This is a genomic window from Streptomyces sp. NPDC059679, from assembly GCF_042734105.1.
GTDB lineage: Bacteria > Actinomycetota > Actinomycetes > Streptomycetales > Streptomycetaceae > Streptomyces.
This window is the reverse complement of record NZ_JBHWES010000009.1, coordinates 203,643-225,347: the sequence shown is the minus strand read 5'-3', so window position 1 is coordinate 225,347 and position 21,705 is coordinate 203,643. Positions and strand designations below refer to the sequence as shown.

Here is a 21,705-nt window from a genome sequence, read left to right as displayed (position 1 = left end):
GCGCACAGGGAGGGTGCCGCCGCCCTTCGGCGTTACGGCGCAGAGAGTCCCGCTACTTGCGCATGACCTCCGGCTCATGGCGGCGCAGCAGCCGGGCGACCACGAAGGCGCAGATGACGCCGAGCGCGACCAGCACCAGGATGTCGATGCCCCACTGCGATGTGGCGTGCTCCCACAGCGGGTCGGTGTCATTGGGCTTCTTGCGGTCCCAGGGCGCCATCGTGTGGCCGGGGCCGGGGCCCAGGTCCAGGGTCGCTCCGGCCGCGCCGACCGCCCAGCGGGACGGCATCAGATAGGCGAACTGCTCGATGCCCGGCGATCCGTAGATCTTGAACAGGATGCCGGTGAAGACGACCTGGACGATGGCGAACATGACCAGCAGCGGCATGGTCTTCTCGGCGGTCTTCACCAGCGAGGAGATCACCAGGCCGACCATCATCGAGGTGAAGCCGATCGCGATGATGGAGATGCACAGCTCGGCGGCCGGAGGCATGATCAGGCCCTCTTCCGGCAGCTCGCGGGTCGAGAAGCCGATGGCGCAGATGATCACGGCCTGGAAGGCGGTGATCACGCCGAGCACGATCACCTTCGACATCAGATAGGCCGAGCGGGACAGGCCGACCGCCCGTTCCCGTTCGTAGATCACCCGCTCCTTGATCAGTTCTCGTACGGAGTTGGCCGCGCCGGAGAAGCACATGCCGACCACGAGGATCAGGGTGATCGTGCCCGCGTCCTGGTTGAACTGGCCCTTGGGCGCCTTGGTGAGGCCGAAGTCCGACGGGATGACGATGCTCACCGCGCCGAGGACGGCGGGCAGGATCACCATCAGACCCATGAAGCCCTTGTCCGAGGCGATCACCGAGACGTAGCGGCGCATCAGGGTCCACAGCTGGGAGCCCCAGCTCTGCGGCTTCTGCATCCGCGCCGGGGGCGGCTGGACGTGTACGGACTGCGGCGCGACGGCGTCGAGGTCCGCGGCGTACATCTGGTAGTGCTGCGAACCGCGCCAGCGGCCCGCCCAGTCGTAGTCGCGGTAGTTCTCGAAGGCGGAGAAGACATCCGCCCAGGTCTCGTACCCGAAGAAGTTGAGCGCCTCCTCCGGGGGGCCGAAGTAGGCGACCGAGCCGCCCGGGGCCATGACCAGCAGCTTGTCGCAGATCGCCAGCTCGGCCACCGAGTGGGTGACCACCAGCACGGTCCGGCCGTCGTCGGCCAGGCCGCGCAGCAGCTGCATCACATCGCGGTCCATGCCCGGGTCGAGGCCGGAGGTCGGCTCGTCCAGGAAGATCAGCGACGGCTTGGTGAGCAGCTCCAGCGCGACGGAGACGCGCTTGCGCTGGCCGCCGGAGAGGGAGGTGACCTTCTTGTCGGCGTGTATGTCCAGCTTGAGCTCGCGCAGCACCTCGCCGATCCGGGCCTCGCGCTCGGCCTCGGCGGTGTCGCCCGGGAACCGGAGCTTGGCGGCGTAGCGCAGCGCCTTCCGGACGGACAGCTCCTTGTGGAGGATGTCGTCCTGCGGGACCAGGCCGATGCGCTGGCGCAGCTCGGCGAACTGCTTGTAGAGGTTCCGGTTGTCGTAGAGGACATCGCCCTGGTTGGCCGGGCGGTAGCCGGTCAGCGCCTTGAGCAGCGTGGACTTACCGGAGCCCGAGGGGCCGATGACCGCGACGAGGGACTTCTCGGGGACGCCGAAGGAGACGTCCTTGAGGATCTGCTTGCCGCCGTCGACCGTCACCGTCAGATGACGGGCCGAGAAGGACACCGCACCGGTGTCGACGAACTCCTCGAGACGGTCGCCGACGAGCCGGAAGGTGGAGTGGCCGACGCCGACGATGTCGCTCGGGCCGATGATCTGCTGGCGGACCGGCTGACCGTTGACGTACGTGCCGTTGTGGCTGCCGAGGTCCCGGATCTCGAACCGGCCGTCGGGCAGCGCGCGGAACTCCGCGTGGTGGCGGGAGACCTGCAGGTCGGAGACGACCAGCTCGTTCTCGAGCGCACGACCGATACGCATCACCCGGCCGACGGCCAGCTGGTGGAAGGTGGTCGGGCTGCGGTCGCCGCCGTGGGCCTGCGGGGCCCCGGCGCCGGGGCCGGCACCGGGGACCTTCTGCGCCGGGTTCTGCTGCGGGGCGTGCGCCTGCGGGGCCTGATGCTGAGCGTGCGCCTGCGGAGCCTGATGCTGTGGAGCCGGCTGCTGTGGCACGAAGGGCTGCTGCTGGGGCATCTGCTGCGGCCCGCCCTGCGGCTGTGGCCAGCCCTGGGGGTGGGGGGGCTGCGGCTGCTGTCCGGCCTGGGGCCAGGCGGGGGCGCCGGGCTGCTGATACGGAGGCTGCTGGTGCGGGGCCTGCGGCGCGCCCATCGCCGACGGTGCGCTGTAGGCGCCCGCGGCGACCCCGGGTGCTCCGGCCGCGCCCGCTCCGCCTACGGAGAGGATCAGCCGGGGGCCGTCCGTCGCGTTGCCAAGATGGACGGTCGAACCGGGGCCGATCTCCATCTGCTGGACGCGCTGGCCCTGCACATAAGTGCCGTTGGTGCTGCCGTGGTCCTCGATGACCCAACTGCGCCCACCCCAGCGCACGGTGGCGTGGCGCCAGGACACTCTGGCGTCGTCCAGCACCATGTCGCCCTGCGGATCGCGTCCAAGGCTGTATGACCTGGATGGATCAAGTGTCCAGGTCTGTCCGTTCAATTCCAGTACGAGTTCCGGCACTCCACGCCCCACTACTTGTCCCCCGATGGACCCCCTGTACGGGGAGTCTAGGGATGGCGAACATCGTGAGGAACTATTTCAGGCTCAGTCGCTCAACCGGAAGTCGGGCATTGACAACACCGCGCGCAGGCGGCGTTGACTCGCCCGAAAGGCCCCCGGAAAGTGGTAAGCGGCCACGGATGGGGCAGATCATGGATCATCCGGGCAACTCATACCGATCGGGGGGACCGGCGCCATGAGCGCGAGCGGCAGCGGACGAGTGCGCCCGGGAGAGGTGTTGCTCTCGACGGTGGCGGCCGTGAGCTGGGCCTTCCTGGCCATGGCGGGTGTCGCCGCGCTCGGGCTGCATCTGGTCGGCGCGGACAGCGCGGGCGCGCTCGGCCCCATGACGGCGGCCGCGATGGTGCTCGCGGTCGGCGGCTCGGTCACCCCGTCCGGGGACGTGAAGGCGTTCGGGCTGACCGGTGCCCAGGCCCATTCGGCCGTCGATATCGCGCCACTGGGCATCAGCCTGGTGGGCGCGCTGCTGCTGGGCTGGCTGTTCGTACGGTCGCTGCGCGGGGCGGGGGCGGTGATCGGCGGGGCCGAACTGGCCACCCGGGCAGGCGCGGTGGTCCTGCTCTTTCTGCTGGTGCTCGCCGGGCTCACCTGGGTCGGCAACGATACCGTCACAATCGACGCCTCGACGCTCGGTGTAGCGGGCAAATCGAAGCAGGAGCAGGGCGGGCTGCTCGAAAAACTCCCCGGCGAGCTCGGCGATATCGCGGACATCGGCAGCGGGCTGCTGCCGGACCGGATCCAGCGGCTCATCGACGCCAAGGCGGCGGTCGGGTTCACCGTCGAGGCGGGACGTTCCGTGCTGGGCGGCGCGGTCTGGGTCGTCGTGGTGCTGCTCATCGCGCTGCTCGTGGCCCGCCGCGCACCGGTGCCGCACGGCCTGGAGGCGGCGCACCGCACCGTCCGGCCGGCCGCCTCCGCGCTGTGCGGGGTGCTGGTGCTGGCGGTCGGGGCGGGGCTCGCGGCGGCGCTGTACGCGGCGATCGGCGACGACCACCCCCGTCTGGTCCTCGGGGCTGCGCTGCTCGGCGCGCCGAACGGGGTGTGGCTCGGGGTGCCGCTGGGGCTGTTCGTGCCCTGGCACGGCGGGGCGAGCGGGGCGCTGGTGCGGGTGCTGCCCGATCCGCTCGACGATCTGCTGGCCAACGAGCACAACGAGCCGATCACGGTCGCGCGCCTCGCGGAGCTGGACGGCCGGGTGTGGCTGCTGACGGTCGGCTGTGTGCTGATGATCCTGGCCGCCGGGGTGCTGACCGCGGTCCGCACGCCCGTCGACCGGGCCGGGCGGGCAGGGCAGTCCGGGCGGGCAGGGCGGGCGGGGCAGGTGGGGCGGGCGGGCTTTGTGGGGCAGTGCGCGCTGCGGCTGGGCATCGTCACGGCGATCGCGCTGCCGCTGCTGTGCCGACTGACCGAGGTGTCGGCCGGGGCGAGCCTGTCCGTACTGGGCTTCGACGCCTTCGGCGCCGGGATCGAGCTGCACGGCGGCGGGGCGGTGGCGTGGGCGCTGGGCGCCGGGTGGGGCGCGGCGGCGGGCGCCGCCGGGGCGCTGGCGGCGTGGGCGACCGGGGCCGCGGGCGGTCGGGCGTCCCGCTTCGCGCTCGACTCAACGCCCGATGACGGCTCAACGCCGCATGACGGCCCGGCTACCACGAAATGAACGTTTTGTACCGCACAGCCGTCCGTAGCGCGGACTGCCGCGCGATCGCCCCGAGTGGCCGGATACGGTGGGAAGACCATGAGCACATCGCAGATTCCCCCTGCCACCGCCGTCCCCGACGACGATGTCCCGACCCTCCTCGTCAAGATCTTCGGCAAGGACCGCCCCGGCATCACCGCCGGCCTCTGCGACACCCTCGCCGCCTACGGCGTGAACATAGTCGACATAGAGCAGGTGGTCACCCGAGGCCGCATCGTGCTGTGCGTGCTGGTGAGCTCCCCCACGGGCGGCTGGACCAAGGAAGGCGATCTGCGGGCGACCGTCCACAGCTGGGCCGAGTCGATGCGGATGCAGGCCGAGATCATCTCCGGCCGGGGCGACAACCGCCCCCGTGGCACGGGCCGGTCCCATGTCACCGTGCTGGGCCATCCGCTGTCCGCCGAGTCGACGGCGCGCATCGCGGCCAGCATCACCGGCAGCGGCGGCAACATCGACCGGATCTTCCGGCTCGCGAAGTATCCGGTGACGGCCGTGGAGTTCGAGGTGTCCGGCGCCGAGACGGGCGCGTTGCGCACCGCGCTGGTCACCGAGGCCGCCGGGATCGGCGTGGACGTGGCCGTGGTGGCGTCGGGGCTCCAGCGCCGGGCGCAGCGCCTGGTGGTCATGGACGTGGACTCCACGCTCATCCAGGACGAGGTGATCGAGCTCTTCGCGGCGCACGCGGGGTGCGAGGCGGAGGTCGCCGAGGTCACGGCCCGCGCCATGCGCGGTGAGCTGGACTTCGAGCAGTCGCTGCACGCACGGGTCGCGCTGCTGGCGGGGATCGACGAGTCCGTGGTGGAGAAGGTGCGCGCCGAGGTGCGGCTCACGCCCGGCGCCCGGACGCTGATCCGCACCCTCAAGCGGCTCGGCTACCAGGTGGGCGTGGTCTCCGGCGGCTTTACGCAGGTGACCGACGACCTCAAGGAGCGGCTGGGGCTCGACTTCGCCTCCGCCAACACCCTGGAGGTGCTGGACGGCAAGCTCACCGGGCGCGTGATCGGGGAGGTCGTGGACCGCGCGGGCAAGGCGCGGCTGCTGCGGCGCTTCGCGGCCGAGGCAGGGGTGCCGCTGATGCAGACCGTCGCGATCGGGGACGGGGCCAACGACCTGGACATGCTCAACGCGGCCGGGCTCGGTGTCGCCTTCAACGCCAAGCCGGTGGTGCGGGAGGCCGCGCACACCGCGGTGAACGTGCCGTTCCTGGACACCGTGCTGTATCTGCTGGGGATCACCCGCGAAGAGGTGGAGGCGGCGGACACCGCGGCGGACACCGTCGAGGGCTGACAGGGCCGAGACGGCTGAACGGCTGAGGCGTCACCGTATGAGTGCGGGCCCGGGCGGCGAGGCCGTCCGGGCCCGACGGGTCATGATCACTCGTGGGGCGCCCAGAAGTCGCTGAGGCGGCCGACACCGTGCTCCACCGACTTCCACGAGCCACTGAAGGTCACCACCGCGAGGGCGGAGGTCGGAAATCCGCTCCGGGCCATACGCTCCCGCGTGCCTTCCTCTGCCTCGCCCGCGAGCGCGTCCGCCAGGGCGTGCATCCCAGGGTTGTGGCCGACCACCAGCAGCTCGCTCACGTCGTCGGGCGTCTCGTTGAGCAGGGCGAGCAGCTCACCGAGCGAGGCCTCGTACAGCCGCTCCTCGTAGACGGTCTTCGGCCGCTGCGGCAGCTCGTGCACCACGAGCTTCCAGGTCTCCCGGGTGCGGACGGCCGTCGAGCAGAGGGTGAGCTCGGGAGTGATCCCGGCCTCGACGAGCCGGCGTCCGGCGAGCGGGGCGTCTTGGCGGCCGCGCTCCGCGAGCGGCCGTTCGTGGTCGGATACCTGGGGCCAGTCGGCCTTGGCGTGTCGGAGAAGGACGATCCTGCGGGGCACATCGACGCTCATGTGTCCCAGCTTCGCATGAAAACGGGTGCCCGGCGCAGGGTGTTGGAGCGGACCTCGTCCTCAGGTGAGTAAGGACGGGGGTCCTCAGGTGAGGGAAGGCGGGGCGAATGGCCACCACGGTGGCGAGGTGTCACGGCTGATGCGTGAGGGCGCCCCGTATCAGCCCGAAGACCTGCGAGAGCGTCCCGGAGTCGTCGGCGGCGTGTGCATCGGGGGAGCCCACGAGCAGCAGCAGGGCGGCGAAGGCCAGAGCCGGGAGCGCCAGGGCCCACCACGGCAGCCGACTGTCCGGACGGCGCCCGGCAGGGTCGGCGGGCCGGGGGTGGGTATGCGCGGACATGGGGATCGCCTCCGGGGCGCGAGGGGTGGGTGACGAGCGGCCGACGACGGGCGCCGCGCCTCCAGCCCCCGCCTTCGCTTTCCGACACCTCGAATCTACGGACCGCCGGGGGCCGGTCCCATCCGGTGAACCACCCAGTTACCCCTGACCCTGGCCCCCTAAGGGATGGTGGGGACAGCCCCACCCTCAGAGACTCAGGGTGAGGCGATGGTCGCGACCACGCCGATGATCACGGTGATGCCCAGCATCACACCCAGGATGATGAGCAGCTTCTTCTGGCCGTTCGGCGGGTTTTCATCGAGCACTGGCATGGGCCCAGTGTCCCACCGCCCCACCGCCGCCCCGGCACCGCCCCGCGGGTCGGCCGAGCTCGCTCAGATCTCGTCCTCGACCGCGCGGTCGCGCCCCGCCAGCAGGCCGGCGGCGATCTGCGGCAGCATCAGCCCGGCCATCAGCGCGATGGGCAGATCCCAGCCGCCGGTGTGCTGGTAGAGCGCGCCGACCAGCAGCGGCCCGGGGATGGACAGCAGATAGCCGGTGCTCTGGGCGAAGGCGGACAGCCGCACCACGCCGGCCGCGGTCCTGGCCCGCATGCCGATCATGGTCAGGGCGAGCGGGAAGGAGCAGTTCGAGATGCCGAGCAGCACCGCCCACACCCAGGCGCCCCCGGCCGGGGCGAGCCACAGCCCGATGTACGCGCTGAGTCCGAAGGCCCCCAGGATCGCCACCAGCGGGCCCTGGGTGCGCAGCCTGGCCGCCACGGACGGCAGCACGAAAGCCAGCGGTACGCCCATCACCATGGTGACCGCGAGCAGCAGCCCGGAAGTGGAGGCGGAGACCCCGGCGTCGCGGAAGACCTGGGACATCCAGCCCATGGTGATGTAGGCGCCGGTGGCCTGGAGGCCGAAGAAGACGGCAAGGGCCCAGGCGGTGGGGCTCCTGGTGATCCTGGTACGGGCAGGAGCAGCGGCGGAGTCGGGGGCGGAGGCCGATGCGGGAGCCGTGGCCGCGGCCTGGCCCGTACGGTCGCGGGCGAGCGCCGGCCAGGGCAGCACGGCGACGCCCGCGAGCACCGCCCACGCCCCGAGCCCGGCCCGCCACCCGCCGCCCAGTGCGTCGGTCATGGGGACCGTGACGGCGGCCGCGACGGCCGAGCCCAGCGACAGGGCCATCGAGTACGCGCCGGTCATGGGCCCCACCCGGTCGGGGAACCAACGCTTGACGATCACCGGCATGAGGACGTTGCCCACGGCGATCCCGGCGAACGCGAGGGCGCTGGCGGCGAGGAAACCGGCGGTCCCGCCCATCAGGGGGCGTACGGCCAGGCCCACGGTGATGGCGACGAGCCCCACACAGACGACGGCGCCCGGCCCCCAGCGGCGGGCCAGCCTGGGCGCGGCGATGCCGAAGAGGGCGAAGCAGGCCGCGGGCATCGAGGTGAGCAGCCCGGCGACGGTGCCGCTCATGCCCAGGTCGGCCCGCGCCTCTTCGAGGAGCGGGCCGAGGCTGGTGACGGTGGGGCGGAGGTTGACCGCGGCGAGGACCAGGCCGAGGACGACAAGGCGTCGCCGCCACCGGGCGGCGGCGGGCTCCGGAGCGCTTCGCTGCCGTATCGGGGCGGCGGTGTCGGGAGTCGCGAGATCCTGGTCAGCCATGGACATCATCATAGAATGATGGGATGAATGGCTGTCCAGTAGTTTGCAGCCGCCCGGTGACGGCCGGACGGCATCATGGGAGCACCCGCATCCCCGCCCCAGGCACAGGAGAGTCATGCCGCTGACCTCGCCCCGGCGCTCCGCGCTCGCCGACCAGGTGATCGCCCAGCTGCGCGCCCAGATCACCTCAGGCGAGTGGCCGGTGGGATCCCGGATCCCCACCGAGCCCGAACTGGTCGAGCAGCTGGGGGTGGCCCGTAACACCGTGCGCGAGGCGGTGCGCGCGCTCGCGCACAACGGCCTGCTGGACATCCGCCAGGGCTCGGGCACCTATGTGCTGGCGACCAGCGAGCTGGCCGGGGTGATGCACCGCCGCTTCGCGGACGCCGACCCGCTGCACGTCGCCGAGTTGCGCAGCGCCCTGGAGACGAAGGCCGCCTGGCTGGCCGCGGAGCGCCGTACCGAGCAGGACCTCAAGCAGATCGACGCGCTACTGGACCGGCGCGAGCGGGCCTGGGCCTCCGGGGACACCGAGACCTTCGTCGAGGCGGACGCGACGCTGCACATGGCCGTGGTCGCGGCCTCGCACAACGACGTACTGGAGGAGCTGTACGCCGATCTGGGCGGGGTGGTGCGGCAGTTTCTGCACGGGGACGTCAAGGGCGGCCTGCGGCCCGAGACGTATGTGGACCATGCGCGGCTGGTGGAGGCGATCCGGGCGCGGAACGGGGAGCGGGCGGCGGCGGAGGCGAGCACGCACCCCTTCAGCTGCCGGTACGCGAACCGTTCGGGCGGCACAGGAACGGCCGACTGACCGCAACGGCCGACTGACCGCTCAGCGGTGGCTCACCCAGGCCTTCCGTATCTCCTTCCAGCAGCGGTCCGCGAGCCGTACGTGCTGGGCCGGGCCGACCTCGACGGAGCGCCCGTCCATATCCGGGTCCCACCAGCGCGCGCACTCGACGTGCAGCTGGACCCGGTCCACGTCCGGGTTCGGGTTGAAGCAGCTGGCCGTGGCGTGCGAGCCGCGCACCCAGGTGCTGCAGGCCGCCTCGCGTGGCCGGGGGCGCTCCTGGGCGGCCGAGTTCGAGGCGTTCGACGCGACGGCGATGAAGCCGACCACGGCCGCCACCAGTACTGCGGCCGCGGCGCAACGGGACGTACGCATGGCAGGACCTCCTCGACCGTGCTGAACCGCCGCGCCTCAAGCCGCCGCACCCGATACTCACTCCACAGTGCGGGTGACACCGCGCGGTGCGCTCGGCGCACTGGTCCGAACGGGCGAACGGCCGCCGCCCCGGCCCCCGCGGAGCGCGGGAACCGGGGCGGCGAGGGCCGGGGCGGCGGGCCCAAGAAGGCGACGCTGCGTACGGACGGGCTCAGGCGCCCATCATGTGCACCCCGCCGTCGACGTGCACGATCTCGCCCGTGGTGCGCGGGAACCAGTCCGACAGCAGGGCGACGACACCGCGGCCGGCCGGCTCCGGGTCGCTCAGGTCCCAGCCGATGGGCGCGCGGTTGTCCCACACGGTCGCCAGCTCCTCGAAGCCCGGGATGGACTTCGCGGCCATGGACTTGATGGGGCCAGCGGAGACCAGGTTGCAGCGGATGTTCTTCGCGCCCAGGTCCCGGGCGAGGTAGCGGTTGGTGGACTCCAGCGCCGCCTTGGCCACGCCCATCCAGTCGTACTTCGGCCAGGCGAACTGGGCGTCGAAGGTCAGGCCGACGATCGAGCCGCCCCGCGGCATGACCGGCAGGCAGGCCATGGTCAGCGCCTTGAGCGAGTACGCCGAGACATGCACGGCGGTGGACACGTCCTCCCAGGAGCCCTCCAGGAAGTTGAACGCGCCCTGCGGGCCGAAGGCGATGGAGTGCACCACGCCGTCCAGGTCGACACCCTCGCCAAGATGCTCGCGCACCTTGTCGGCCAGGCCGTCCAGGTCCTCCTGGTTCTGCACGTCCAGCTCGATGACCGGCGCGGGCTTGGGCAGCCGCTTGGCGATCCGCTCGACGAGGGAGACCCGGCCGAAGCCGGTGAGGATGACCTCGGCGCCCTCGTCCTGTGCGAGCTTGGCGGCGTGGAAGGCGATGGACGCCTCGGTGAGGACGCCCGTGACCAGGATGCGCTTACCGGCGAGAATTCCACTCATGACGTTCAGTGACCCATGCCCAATCCGCCGTCGACAGGGATGACGGCTCCAGTGATGTACGCGGCCTCATCGGAGGCCAGGAAGCGAACCGAGGCGGCGATCTCCTCGGGCTGCGCGTAGCGCGCGAGCGGCACCTGCTTGACGTATGCCTCCCGCTGCTTCTCGTCGAGCGCGCGGGTCATGTCGGTGTCGACGAAGCCGGGTGCCACCACGTTGACCGTGATGTTGCGCGAGCCGAGCTCACGGGCGAGGGAGCGGGCGAAGCCCACCAGACCGGCCTTGGAAGCGGCGTAGTTCACCTGGCCCGCGGAGCCCATCAGGCCGACCACGGACGAGATCAGGACGATACGGCCCTTGCGGGCGCGCAGCATTCCGCGGTTGGCGCGCTTGACGACACGGAACGCACCGGTGAGGTTCGTGTCGAGGACGGTGGAGAAGTCCTCCTCCGTCATCCGCATCAGCAACTGGTCGCGGGTAATGCCGGCATTCGCCACCAGCACCTCGACCGGGCCGTGCTTCTCCTCGATCTCCTTGTACGCCTGCTCGACCTGCTCGGGCTCGGTGATGTCGCACTTGACCGCGAGAAAGCCGGCCGGCGGCTCCCCGGACCGGTACGTGATGGCGACCTTGTCGCCTGCGTCGGCGAAGGCGCGGGCCACGGCGAGGCCGATACCGCGGTTTCCTCCGGTGACGAGAACCGAGCGGCTCAAGGGACCACCCTCTCTGTTGGATGTCGTACCGGGCGTCACTATGTGTGGCGACCCTTGTGTACGCAAACTATCGGGCAAAGGCCCGGTGCGGGGAATCGAGCACGCACAGGGGCGCCACTCGGTCACTGTCGACTTCCTACAGAAGCCCCCAGAAGCCTCATGAACCGGCGGGTCCGGGCGGGCGTCCTCGGCAGATCTCCTCGGCGAGCGGTGTTCGCACCCTTCTCGCCTTCACTCATCGTGTCACCGGAATCGCTGACCGTACCCGCGTTCGCGCTCGATACGCCGACCGCAACCGGCGGCGCATCAGCACAGTTCGCCTTCCAGCAGGCCCATCGTGAACATGTCGTACCACTGGCCATCGCGCCGGAAGACCTGACGCAGCCTGCCTTCGTCGACGAAGCCGATCTTCTGGTAGATGTGGTGCGCGGCGTGATTCTCGGTGACGACGGTCAGCGTGATCTTGTGCAGCCGCATCTTGTCGAAGCCGTAGCGGCACATCGTCCGCATCGCGTCGGTGGCGTAGCCGCGTCCCCAGTACTCCTTCTCGCCGATGTATATGTCGAGTTCGGCGATGCCCGTCTCCGGCTCGGTATCGCGCAGTCGGACGAGGCCGATGAGCTTTGCGTCAGCGAGGACTTCGACTCCGTAGAGCACATTGCCGTAGGCATTGCGCGGCCGCTCCTCCAGCCGCTTCCTCACGTGGGACAGCGGCTGGGCGTATCCATCGAACATCCAGCGCATGACCTCCGGGTCGTGGTTCCACCGCCACAGCGCCTCGGCGTCCTCCGGCTCCATCGGCCGCAGCCGGACCAGCTCTCCAAGCACCATGCCCGGGCCCGCCTTTCGAGATATCCGATGTGAGGCAGTGGAAATTTCGAGTGCGAAAATGGTTTCGACCATTCTCTCTCGACGCCGGGAGCCGTTGCGCGCAGAGTCCCGAAAGGAACTGTTGAGATTTGCGATCTCTACGATCAGTTCGAGGACACACGCATCCCGGAAGCAGAGTTCATCAGTCTACTGAGGGAATTGTCCACGGCCATGCGGAAGGGCGCTTAGCCAAGCCTGCCACCCGCCCGGACGTCCGGACGGACGCACCCGCGGGCGCGGGCGCCGCCGCTGCAGGGGCTCGATGGGAATTAACCCCACCCACGCCCTACCGGCATGGTTCACTGCCGACGGACACACATCGACCGGACGCACCGGACCCACCAGGACACACACCGACCGAAGGGGAGTCGCCCGTGCCGCATGAGATCGATCCGTCCTTCCTCGCGCTGCCGCTGCGCGCACTCGCGGACGCCGCCCTCGCGCGCGCCCGCGCGCTGGGGGCCGATCATGCCGACTTCCGCTTCGAGCGGGTGAGGAGCGCCGCTTGGCGGTTGCGGGACGGGAAACCCGCGGGGTCGTCGGACACCACCGATCTGGGGTACGCGGTGCGGGTGGTGCACGGCGGGACCTGGGGGTTCGCTTCAGGGGTGGACCTGACCATGGACGCCGCGGCGCGGGTGGCCGCGCAGGCGGTGGCCATGGCGAAGTTGTCGGGGAAGGTGATCCAGGCCGCGGGGTCCGAGGAGCGGGTGGAGCTGGCGGATGAGCCGGTGCACGCGGATCGGACGTGGGTCTCGGCGTACGAGATCAACCCCTTCGATGTGCCGGACGCGGACAAGACCGGGCTGCTCACGGACTGGAGCGAGCGGCTGCTGAGGGCCGACGGGGTCGCGCATGCGGATGCGTCGTTGCTGACCGTGCAGGAGAACAAGTTCTACGCGGACACCGCGGGCACCACGACCACCCAGCAGCGCGTCCGGGTGCATCCGCAGCTCACGGCGGTGGCGGTGGACCCGGAGAGCGGGGAGTTCGACTCGATGCGGACGCTCGCCCCGCCGGTCGGGCGGGGTTGGGAGTATCTGACCGGGGCGGGCGGCTGGGACTGGGACGCGGAGTTGGCGGAGATCCCGGAGTTGCTGGCGGAGAAGATGCGGGCGCCGTCGGTCGAGGCGGGGGCGTACGACCTGGTGGTCGACCCGTCGAATCTGTGGCTGACGATTCATGAGTCGATCGGGCACGCGACGGAGTTGGACCGGGCGCTGGGCTACGAGGCGGCGTACGCGGGCACCTCGTTCGCCACCTTCGATCAGCTGGGCAAGCTCAAGTACGGCTCCGAGATCATGAATGTCACGGGCGACCGGACGGCCGAGCACGGGCTTGCCACCATCGGGTACGACGACGAGGGTGTGGCCGCGCAGTCGTGGGATCTGGTCCGCGACGGCACGCTGGTCGGGTATCAGCTGGACCGCAGGATCGCCAGGCTGACCGGTTTCGAGCGGTCGAACGGGTGCGCTTTCGCGGACTCCCCCGGTCATGTGCCGGTCCAGCGGATGGCGAACGTATCGCTCAAGCCCGCGCCGGACGGGCCCTCGACGGAGGAGCTGATCGGCGGGGTGGAGCGGGGGCTGTATCTCATGGGTGACCGGTCGTGGTCGATCGACATGCAGCGCTACAACTTCCAGTTCACCGCGCAGCGGGCGTTCCGGATCGAGAACGGGCGGCTGGCGGGGCAGGTGCGGGACTTCGCGTACCAGGCCACGACCACCGACTTCTGGGGCTCGATGGCCGCGGCCGGCGGGCCGCAGACGTATGTCCTGGGGGGCGCCTTCAACTGCGGCAAGGCCCAGCCGGGCCAGGTCGCGGCCGTTTCGCACGGCTGCCCGTCCGCCCTGTTCCGGAACGTCAACATTTTGAACACCACGCAGGAGGCGGGTGCATGAGCGGCGTCAACAAGCCTCACGAGGTCGTCGAGCGGGCGCTGGAGCTGTCCCGGGCGGACGGCTGTGTGGTGATCGCCAATGAGAGCTCCACCGCCAATCTGCGCTGGGCGGGCAACGCCCTGACGACCAACGGCGTGACCCGGGGCCGCACGCTCACGGTCGTGGCCACGGTCGACGGCGGCCAGGGCGCCGCCTCCGGTGTGGTGTCACGGTCGGCCGTCACCGCCGAGGACCTGGAGCCGCTGGTACGGGCCGCCGAGGCGGCGGCCCGGGAGGCGGGGCCGGCGGAGGACGCCCAGCCACTGGTGGAGGCGGCCGGCGAGGGGGCCGTATCGGCGGGGTTCACCGACGCTCCGGACGAGACCTCCTCCGAGGTGTTCGCGGCCTTCGCGCCCGCCCTCGGCGAGTCGTTCGCGCAGGCGCGGGCGGGCGGCCGGGAGTTGTACGGGTTCGCCAACCACGAGGTCGTCACCAGCTACCTGGGCACCTCCACCGGGCTGCGGCTGCGCCACGACCAGCCGAGCGGGACGCTGGAGCTCAACGCCAAATCCCCGGACCGCACCCGCTCGGCCTGGGCCGGGCAGGCGACGCGCGACTTCAAGGACGTGGATCCGGCCACGATCGACGCCGAGCTGGCCCGGCGGCTGGTGTGGGCGCAGCGGAAGATCGACCTTCCGGCCGGGCGGTACGAGACGCTGCTGCCCCCGACGGCGGTCGCGGACCTGCTGATCTACCAGCTCTGGTCCTCGTCGGCGCGGGACGCGGCGGAGGGCCGTACGGTCTTCTCCAAGCCGGGCGGCGGCACGCGGATCGGCGAGAAGCTGAGCGACCTGCCGCTGACGCTGCGCAGCGACCCGGCGGCGCCCGGTCTGGAGGCGGCACCGTTCGTGATCGCGCACTCGTCCGGGGACGACGCGTCGGTGTTCGACAACGGGCTGCCGCTGACCGCCACCGACTGGATCCGGGACGGTGTGCTGAACCAGCTGATCACCACGCGCCATACGGCCGGTCTGACGGATCTGCCGGTGGCCCCCGGGATCGACAATCTGATCCTGGACGGGGGCGGGCCGCGCTCACTCGAGGAGATGGTGGAGGCCACGGACCACGGCGGGCGCTGCCTGCTGCTGACCTGCCTGTGGTACATCCGCGAGGTCGACCCTGCCACGCTGCTGCTGACCGGGCTGACCCGGGACGGGGTCTATCTCGTGGAAGGCGGGGAGGTCGTCGGCGAGGTGAACAACTTCAGGTTCAACGACTCACCGGTGAGCCTGCTGTCCCGGGCGACCGAGGCGGGCCGCACCGAGCGGACGCTGCCGCGCGAGTGGGGCGACTGGTTCACCCGTGCCGCGATGCCCGCGCTGCGGGTCCCGGACTTCAATATGAGCTCCGTCAGCAAGGGCGTATGACCCGTCCGGGTGAAGCCGAGTGATGCCGGGTGAAGCCGAGTGAAGCGGCCGGTTGATCCGGTCGTGTGAATCGGACCAATAGACTGGTCCACGCCCATCCATCCATCGATTCCCGACTACTACCAGGAACGCCATGACACGCCTCGGCGAATCCGTCGCCCGCGCCAGCGCACTGCTCACCGCAGACCTCTCCTCCGACCAGACCGTGGAGAAGCTGCTCGAGGAGACGGGATCCCGGCGCTATCTGGACCTGACGGACCTGTCGGCGAAGGAGCAGGCCGAGCTGATCGCGGCGCGAGCGGTCGAGGTCCTGCCGGGCGTGGACCAGTTGGCCGAGCGGATCGAGGAGCGTCGGACGGCGGGCCGCGGGCTGAGCCTCAAGCTGGGCATCGACCCGACGGCCGCCGATGTGCACCTCGGCCACGCCGTGCCGGTGATCATCCTCAGCCGCTTCCAGCGGATGGGGCACGACGTCACCCTGCTCATCGGTGACTTCACCGCCAAGATCGGCGACCCCACCGGGCGTACGGCCGAGCGGCCGCCGCTCACCGACGACGACATCGCCCGTAATCTGGCGGGCTACCGGGATCAGGTCCGGCCCTTCTTCGACTTCGAGAAGGTCAGCTTCCGGCAGAACAGCGAGTGGCTGGCGCCGTACACCTTCCCGGAGCTGCTGGGACTGCTCGCCCAGGTGCCGGCCTCCCAGCTGCTCCAGCGCGACGACTTCCGCAACCGGCTGGCCGAGGGCTCCGGGCTGACCATGTCGGAACTGCTCTACCCGATCGCCCAGGGGCTCGACTCGGTCGCGCTGGAGTGCGATATCGAACTGGGCGGCGCGGACCAGCTGCTCAATCTGCAGATGGGCCGCAAGCTGATGGAGCTGCGCGGGCAGCAGCCGCAGCTGGTCGTCACCATGCCGCTGATCGAGGGTACGGACGGCACCGGCGCCAAGATGTCCAAGTCCAAGGGCAACTACATCGCGCTTTCCGCGACCGCCGAGGACGTCTTCGGCAAGATCATGTCGATTCCGGACCGGCTGATGGCGCCGTACCTGCGGGCCTGGACCGAGTGGACCGACGCCGAGATCGACCTCGTCAAGGGGCGGCTGGAGGACCGGTCGCTGCACCCGATGGACCTGAAGAAGGTGCTGGCGGGCGAGATGGTGACGGCGCTGTACGGCTTGGCGGCGGCCAAGTCGGCGCGCGCCGGGTTCGTGGCGCAGTTCTCGAAGAAGTCCTTCACGGACGTCGAGGCCCTGCCGGAGGTCGACGCGGCGGAGCACGGCGCCGAGTCGATCGCGACCGTACTGAGCAAGGTGCTCCAGTTCCAGCCGAGCGCGTCGGCGGCCCGCCGGGTCGCCAAGCAGAACGGGCTGCGCCTGGTCGTCGAGACCGAGGGCGGGCAGGAGTCCACGGTGCTCACCGAGGCGCAGGCGGTGCGGCCGCTGGCCGAGGTGGCGGCGGAGGTCCTGGCGGGCGCCGGGCTCACCGCCGACTCGGGAAGCGTCTACCTCAAGGCGGGGCGGAAGATCGCCCGGCTGCTGGGGCTGTGAGCGGCCGGTAGCGGCGGATCGGCAGTGGCTGTGAGCGGCCGGTAGCGGTCGGTCAGCGGTAGCTGTGAGCGGGGGTCGGTGCGCGTCCACCAAGCGCGCCGGCCCCCGCCGTCCGTACGGCCCGCGCCGCCGTCCGGCTCGGTGCCGTCTCGGCAGGCCGGCTCCGCGCCAGCGGGCTCAGGCCCGTTCCCTTCGGCGTCTGCCGCCGCGCAGCGCCGCGTACAGGCGCGTGCCCACCGCAACGATCAGCACCGCTCCGGCGAGCTGGAGCAGATGCCGTCCCCAGTCGACACCCGACGTATGCCGGATTCCCACCCAGCCGGCCACCGCGTTGCCCACGATGGCGCCGAGGATGCCGTAGATCGTCGTCAGCCAGAGCGGAATGCGTTGCCTGCCGGGCAGGATGGCCCTGGCGATGACACCGAGCACCAGGCCTACGACGATGGCCCACAGCCAGTTCATGAACGCCTCCTCCGGCCAGATTGTGGGGGATGGTGGTGCGACGCACGCTGTAGTCGGCCGTACGCGTTACGTCGTAGCGAAGCCGCCACCCGCGAGGACCCCCACCCGTGTACCCCCTGGGGTTCGGGCGTAACGTGGGGTACGTCCGGAAGCGGGGAGTTCCGGCTTGGCGATCGGGTGGTGGAACGTGATGCGGAAGCACAGCGAAGCCGAGGTCTTCCGGATCACCGGGGCTCGGCAGGGGCTGGCTGACGATGTGCGCGGCCGGCAGCGCCGCTACATCATCTCGATGTCGATCCGGACCGTGTCCGTCATCCTGGCCGCGGTGCTGTGGAACGTGGAGCGGCATGTGGCCATCGTGGCCCTGGTGCTGGGTGCGGTGCTGCCGTACATCGCCGTGGTGATAGCGAACGCCGGCCGGGAGAACGCCCCCTCGCTTCCTTCCACCTTCGTCCCCGCCCCGCCACGTCCCATGCTCATCTCCGGTCAGCAGAACGGGGGTTCCGGGTCGACCGGGGCGGAATCGGACGTGGAAGACGCCGGGGCGGCTACCGAAAATGGACGCGCGGAACGCGGCTGACCTGGGCGGATCCCGTAAGCTCAGGAAAAGCTCAGATCAATTGCGCGGTTCCGGTGCACTGTGCCCCACCGCTCGTGACATACTTCGTACGCGCTCCGCATCCCCCGTCGGAGCGATGGACCGACGCCGGGCGGCTCCCCCCGTGGCTGCCCGGCGTCGCCATGTCCAGCACGGTTTCCGTAGAGTCTGCGGTGTGAACACTCCCGAGACCGACGCCGTCATCTGCTCCGCGAAGGGCTGCCGCGCCCCCGCCGTATGGGTGCTGGCCTGGAACAACCCGAAGATCCACACACCCGAGCGGCGCAAGACCTGGCTGGCGTGCGAGGAGCACCGCGGGTATCTGTCCGACTTCCTCGGGGTGCGCGGCTTTCTGAAGGACGTGGTGACCCTGGAGGAGTGGTCGTCAGCCGCCGATCACTGACGCACTCAGCCGCCGATCGGTGACGTTGTCGGCCACCGGATCACCGACGCCGTCAGCCGCCGATCGCCGACATCGGGCGGTCTGGCTGCAGGAACGACGGGTCGTCCAGCCCGGAACCGGCCTTCTTGCCCCACATCGCCAGCCGCCACAGCCGGGCGATCTCCGCATCCGGCGCACCGGAGCGCAGCGCCCCGCGCAGATCGGACTCCTCGCGGGCGAACAGGCAGGTGCGCACCTGGCCGTCGGCGGTGAGCCGGGTGCGGTCGCAGGCGCGGCAGAAGGGGCGGGTGACGGAGGCGATGACCCCGACGCGGGCCGGGCCGCCGTCGACGAGCCAGCGCTCGGCGGGGGCGGAGCCGCGGGCCTCGTCGCCTTCCGGGGTCAGCTCGAAGCGGGTTCGCAGCGACGCCAGGATGTCCCCGGCGGTGATCATGCCGTCGCGCTTCCAGCCGTGCTGGGCGTCCAGCGGCATCTGCTCGATGAAGCGCAGCTCGTACTGGTGGGCGATGGCCCAGGCGAGCAGGTCGGGGGCCTCGTCGTCGTTGAGCCCGGGCATCAGCACGGCGTTGACCTTCACCGGGGTGAGCCCGGCGGCGCCGGCGGCTTCCAGGCCGCGCAGCACATCGGCGTGGCGCTTGCGCCGGGTCATGGCCTGGAAGACCTCGGGACGCAGGGTGTCCAGTGAGACATTGACCCGGTCCAGGCCCGCGGCGCGCAGGGCGGCGGCGGTGCGCTCCAGGCCGATGCCGTTGGTGGTGAGCGATATCTGGGGGCGCGGGTCGAGGGCGGCGCTGCGCTCGACGATGCCGACGAGCCCGGGGCGCAGCAGCGGCTCACCGCCGGTGAAGCGGACTTCGGTGACCCCGAGGTCGGTGACGGCTATCCGGATCAGCCGGACGATCTCGTCGTCGGTGAGCAGATCGGGCTTGGCGAGCCACTGAAGGCCCTCTTCCGGCATGCAATAGGTGCAGCGCAGATTGCAGCGGTCGGTGAGGGAGACGCGCAGGTCCGTAGCGGTACGACCGTAAGTGTCGATCAGCATGGCGGCCCCTCCACGGACTCGTGCCCGGTGCTCGATGGCTTGACGCTACGGTCAATTCTCCCGCAGCGTACGCGACGCCTGTGACATTCGAGATTTCGCGAATCTCACCGCGCCGTCGGGCAGGTCCGTGGCGGGGCCGCCACCAGGTGAGGCGTCAGTGCGCGCCGTAGCCGGTGAGCGAGCGCACCTCCAGCTCGGCGTACTTGGCCTTGTCCGGCTCTTCCTTGGACAGCAGGGAGCCCACCCAGCCGAGCAGGAAGCCCAGCGGGATGGAGATCAGGCCGGGGTTCTCCAGCGGGAACCAGTGGAAGTCGACGTCCTTGAACATCGAGCTCTTCGGATTGCCGGAGACGACCGGCGAGAAGAGCACCAGGAAGACCGAGGAGATGAGCCCGCCGTAGATGGACCACAGCGCGCCCTGGGTGGTGAACCGCTTCCAGAACAGGCTGTAGAGGATCGTCGGGAGGTTGGCGGACGCGGCGACCGCGAAGGCCAGCGCGACGAGTCCGGCGACGTTGAGGTCCCGGGCGAAGACCCCGAGCACGATCGCGACGATACCGATGCCGACGGTCGCCCAGCGCGCGGCCCTGACCTCCTCCTCCTGTGTCGCCTCGCCCTTGCGGATGACGTTGGCGTACAGGTCATGGGCGAAGGAGGACGAGGAGGCGAGGGTGAGCCCGGCGACGACGGCGAGGATCGTCGCGAACGCGACCGCGGAGATCACGGCGAGCAGCACGGGGCCGCCGAGTTCGTCGGCGAGCAGGGGTGCGGCGGTGTTCCCGGCCGGGTTCGAATCGGTGATGGTCTTCTTGTCCAGCAGCGCGGCGGCGCCGAAGCCCAGCGCGATGGTCATCAGGTAGAACACGCCGATGATGCCGATCGCCCAGTTCACCGACTTACGGGCGGCCTTGGCCGTGGGGACGGTGTAGAAGCGGATGAGGATGTGCGGCAGGCCCGCGGTGCCGAGCACCAGGGCGATGCCGAGCGAGATGAAGTCGAGCTTGGTGGTGCTGGTGGCCCCGTACTTGACGCCCGGCTCCAGGAAGGCGTGGCCGAGGCCGCTGTTCTTCGCCGCCTCGCCCAGCAGCTCGGACACGTTGAAGTCGAACTTGAGCAGCACCAGGAAGGTCATCAGCAGGGCGCCCGCGATCAGCATCACGGCCTTGACCATCTGCACCCAGGTGGTGCCCTTCATGCCGCCGATGGACACGTAGAGGATCATCACCACGCCGACCAGGACGACGATGAGGATCTTGCCGGCCTCGTTGGTGATGCCCAGCAGCAGGGAGACCAGCACACCCGCGCCCGCCATCTGGGCCAGCAGGTAGAAGATCGACACGACGATGGTGGAGACGCCCGCGGCGGTGCGGACCGGGCGCTGGCGCATCCGGTAGGCGAGCACATCGCCCATCGTGTACCGGCCGGTGTTGCGCAGCGGCTCGGCGACCAGCAGCAGGGCGACCAGCCAGGCGACGAGGAAGCCGATCGAGTACAGGAATCCGTCGTAGCCGGCGAGCGCGATGGCGCCGGCGATGCCGAGGAAGGACGCGGCCGACATGTAGTCGCCGGAGATGGCCAGGCCGTTCTGGAAGCCACTGAAGGAGCGGCCGCCGGCGTAGAAGTCGGTGGCGTCCTTGGTCTGGCGGCCGGCCCATACGGTGATGCCGAGGGTCGCGGCGACGAAGACCGAGAAGAGGGTGATGATCAGCGGCCGGTGGTCCGACGCGCTCTCGACCGCGAGCTGATGGAGGCTCATGCGTCACTCCCCATGCTGGACTTGATCGCCGCCGAGCGCGGGTCGAGTTTGGCGGCGGCATGGCGGGAGTACCACCAGGCGATGAGGAAGGTGGTCAGGAACTGGCCGAGGCCGAACACCAGGGCGACGTTGATGTTGCCGGCCACCTTGGTGTCCATGAAGCCGCCCGCGTAGTTGGACAGCAGGACGTACAGCAGGTACCAGCTGACGAACGCGATGGTGAGCGGGAAGGCGAACGAGCGGTGGGCGCGGCGCAGTTCGCCGAACTCCGCACTCGCTTGCACCTCGGCGTACGGGGGATGTTCTTGCTGTCGCTGATCGCCAGGGCGATCGCTGGCCGGCGCGGTGTCCACGGTCTCTCCTGGTGGATGGCTTCTGACGGGACGTGATACGGCATTTCCAGTGATCCAGATCACGCATGGTAGGGCGACGCCGGGCCGTCCAACAGAGGCTGGTAGTTGAAAGGAGGGAATAAGTCGACGGAGTGATTGACTCCGGGTAC

General features: G+C 70.3%; 21 protein-coding genes. 8 read left to right on the top strand and 13 right to left on the bottom strand.

Annotation, left to right across the window (positions count from 1 at the left end):
- Nucleotides 1-52: 52 nt before the first annotated feature.
- Nucleotides 53-2,725, bottom strand: coding sequence for an FHA domain-containing protein (locus ACFV2X_RS13835; RefSeq protein WP_385615541.1), 2,673 nt, complete (start codon nt 2,723-2,725; stop codon nt 53-55).
- A 223-nt stretch (nt 2,726-2,948) separates the two neighbouring features.
- Here ACFV2X_RS13835 and ACFV2X_RS13830 point away from each other — a divergent pair, with 223 nt between their 5' ends.
- Nucleotides 2,949-4,427 (top strand): streptophobe family protein, encoded by a 1,479-nt coding sequence (locus tag ACFV2X_RS13830; protein WP_385615538.1) that lies wholly within the window; start codon nt 2,949-2,951, stop codon nt 4,425-4,427.
- Nucleotides 4,428-4,505: 78 nt separating this feature from the next.
- Entirely contained in the window at nt 4,506-5,753 is a 1,248-nt protein-coding gene (gene serB, locus ACFV2X_RS13825) for a phosphoserine phosphatase SerB (RefSeq protein ID WP_385615535.1), read from the top strand.
- An 86-nt stretch (nt 5,754-5,839) separates the two neighbouring features.
- Here serB and ACFV2X_RS13820 read toward each other — a convergent pair whose 3' ends face one another.
- The 4 genes from ACFV2X_RS13820 to ACFV2X_RS13805 all read right to left on the bottom strand — a co-directional run bounded on the left by ACFV2X_RS13820 (nt 5,840) and on the right by ACFV2X_RS13805 (nt 8,353).
- A complete protein-coding gene (locus ACFV2X_RS13820) occupies nt 5,840-6,358 on the bottom strand; it encodes a SixA phosphatase family protein (protein ID WP_385615532.1) in 519 nt (172 codons plus the stop codon).
- Between the two features lie 130 nt (nt 6,359-6,488).
- Nucleotides 6,489-6,698, bottom strand: coding sequence for a hypothetical protein (locus ACFV2X_RS13815; RefSeq protein WP_014180755.1), 210 nt, complete (start codon nt 6,696-6,698; stop codon nt 6,489-6,491).
- A gap of 194 nt (nt 6,699-6,892) precedes the next feature.
- Complete coding sequence (locus ACFV2X_RS13810; protein ID WP_014180754.1) at nt 6,893-7,009, bottom strand: SGM_5486 family transporter-associated protein; 117 nt, start codon at nt 7,007-7,009, stop codon at nt 6,893-6,895.
- A 63-nt stretch (nt 7,010-7,072) separates the two neighbouring features.
- On the bottom strand, nt 7,073-8,353 hold the full coding sequence (locus ACFV2X_RS13805) for a CynX/NimT family MFS transporter (protein WP_385615528.1): 1,281 nt from the start codon (nt 8,351-8,353) through the stop codon (nt 7,073-7,075).
- 115 nt (nt 8,354-8,468) lie between these two features.
- On the opposite strand from ACFV2X_RS13805, the gene ACFV2X_RS13800 reads away from it, so the two are divergent.
- Nucleotides 8,469-9,167: a FadR/GntR family transcriptional regulator gene (locus tag ACFV2X_RS13800; protein WP_385615525.1), complete on the top strand. Its 699-nt coding sequence runs from the start codon at nt 8,469-8,471 to the stop codon at nt 9,165-9,167.
- Between the two features lie 21 nt (nt 9,168-9,188).
- Here the strand turns inward: ACFV2X_RS13800 and ACFV2X_RS13795 are convergent, their stop codons facing one another.
- The 4 genes from ACFV2X_RS13795 to ACFV2X_RS13780 all read right to left on the bottom strand — a co-directional run bounded on the left by ACFV2X_RS13795 (nt 9,189) and on the right by ACFV2X_RS13780 (nt 12,044).
- Nucleotides 9,189-9,521: a hypothetical protein gene (locus tag ACFV2X_RS13795; RefSeq protein ID WP_385615523.1), complete on the bottom strand. Its 333-nt coding sequence runs from the start codon at nt 9,519-9,521 to the stop codon at nt 9,189-9,191.
- Nucleotides 9,522-9,732: 211 nt separating this feature from the next.
- Nucleotides 9,733-10,503 carry an enoyl-ACP reductase FabI gene (gene fabI, locus ACFV2X_RS13790; protein WP_089511209.1) on the bottom strand — a complete coding sequence of 257 codons (771 nt, stop codon included), beginning with the start codon at nt 10,501-10,503 and terminating at the stop codon, nt 9,733-9,735.
- Nucleotides 10,504-10,508: 5 nt separating this feature from the next.
- Nucleotides 10,509-11,213: a 3-oxoacyl-[acyl-carrier-protein] reductase gene (fabG, locus tag ACFV2X_RS13785; protein ID WP_385615520.1), complete on the bottom strand. Its 705-nt coding sequence runs from the start codon at nt 11,211-11,213 to the stop codon at nt 10,509-10,511.
- A gap of 306 nt (nt 11,214-11,519) precedes the next feature.
- A complete protein-coding gene (locus tag ACFV2X_RS13780) occupies nt 11,520-12,044 on the bottom strand; it encodes a GNAT family N-acetyltransferase (protein WP_385615517.1) in 525 nt (174 codons plus the stop codon).
- Between the two features lie 413 nt (nt 12,045-12,457).
- On the opposite strand from ACFV2X_RS13780, the gene ACFV2X_RS13775 reads away from it, so the two are divergent.
- The 3 genes from ACFV2X_RS13775 to tyrS all read left to right on the top strand — a co-directional run bounded on the left by ACFV2X_RS13775 (nt 12,458) and on the right by tyrS (nt 16,942).
- Nucleotides 12,458-13,984: a TldD/PmbA family protein gene (locus tag ACFV2X_RS13775; RefSeq protein WP_385615514.1), complete on the top strand. Its 1,527-nt coding sequence runs from the start codon at nt 12,458-12,460 to the stop codon at nt 13,982-13,984.
- On the top strand, nt 13,981-15,390 hold the full coding sequence (locus ACFV2X_RS13770) for a metallopeptidase TldD-related protein (protein WP_385615512.1): 1,410 nt from the start codon (nt 13,981-13,983) through the stop codon (nt 15,388-15,390). The genes ACFV2X_RS13775 and ACFV2X_RS13770 overlap by 4 nt, the downstream gene beginning before the upstream one ends.
- A 133-nt stretch (nt 15,391-15,523) precedes the next feature.
- Nucleotides 15,524-16,942, top strand: a complete 1,419-nt coding sequence (gene tyrS, locus ACFV2X_RS13765) for a tyrosine--tRNA ligase (protein WP_385615509.1) — start codon at nt 15,524-15,526, stop codon at nt 16,940-16,942.
- A gap of 177 nt (nt 16,943-17,119) precedes the next feature.
- Here the strand turns inward: tyrS and ACFV2X_RS13760 are convergent, their stop codons facing one another.
- Nucleotides 17,120-17,404: a GlsB/YeaQ/YmgE family stress response membrane protein gene (locus tag ACFV2X_RS13760; RefSeq protein WP_385615506.1), complete on the bottom strand. Its 285-nt coding sequence runs from the start codon at nt 17,402-17,404 to the stop codon at nt 17,120-17,122.
- Between the two features lie 190 nt (nt 17,405-17,594).
- Between ACFV2X_RS13760 and ACFV2X_RS13755 the strand changes: the two genes are divergently transcribed.
- Both ACFV2X_RS13755 and ACFV2X_RS13750 read left to right on the top strand, forming a co-directional pair.
- Complete coding sequence (locus ACFV2X_RS13755; protein ID WP_385615504.1) at nt 17,595-17,984, top strand: DUF3099 domain-containing protein; 390 nt, start codon at nt 17,595-17,597, stop codon at nt 17,982-17,984.
- Between the two features lie 193 nt (nt 17,985-18,177).
- The gene (locus ACFV2X_RS13750; protein WP_014180736.1) at nt 18,178-18,405 is read left to right on the top strand and encodes a hypothetical protein; all 228 of its coding nucleotides are present in this window, start codon (nt 18,178-18,180) and stop codon (nt 18,403-18,405) included.
- A gap of 52 nt (nt 18,406-18,457) precedes the next feature.
- Here ACFV2X_RS13750 and moaA read toward each other — a convergent pair whose 3' ends face one another.
- From moaA to ACFV2X_RS13735, 3 genes are all read right to left on the bottom strand, one after another.
- Nucleotides 18,458-19,447 (bottom strand): GTP 3',8-cyclase MoaA, encoded by a 990-nt coding sequence (gene moaA, locus ACFV2X_RS13745; RefSeq protein WP_385615501.1) that lies wholly within the window; start codon nt 19,445-19,447, stop codon nt 18,458-18,460.
- Nucleotides 19,448-19,601: 154 nt separating this feature from the next.
- Nucleotides 19,602-21,203 (bottom strand): cation acetate symporter, encoded by a 1,602-nt coding sequence (locus ACFV2X_RS13740; protein WP_385615499.1) that lies wholly within the window; start codon nt 21,201-21,203, stop codon nt 19,602-19,604.
- Entirely contained in the window at nt 21,200-21,556 is a 357-nt protein-coding gene (locus ACFV2X_RS13735) for a DUF485 domain-containing protein (RefSeq protein ID WP_014180733.1), read from the bottom strand. Before ACFV2X_RS13735 ends, ACFV2X_RS13740 begins: the two co-directional genes overlap by 4 nt.
- Nucleotides 21,557-21,705: the final 149 nt, after the last annotated feature.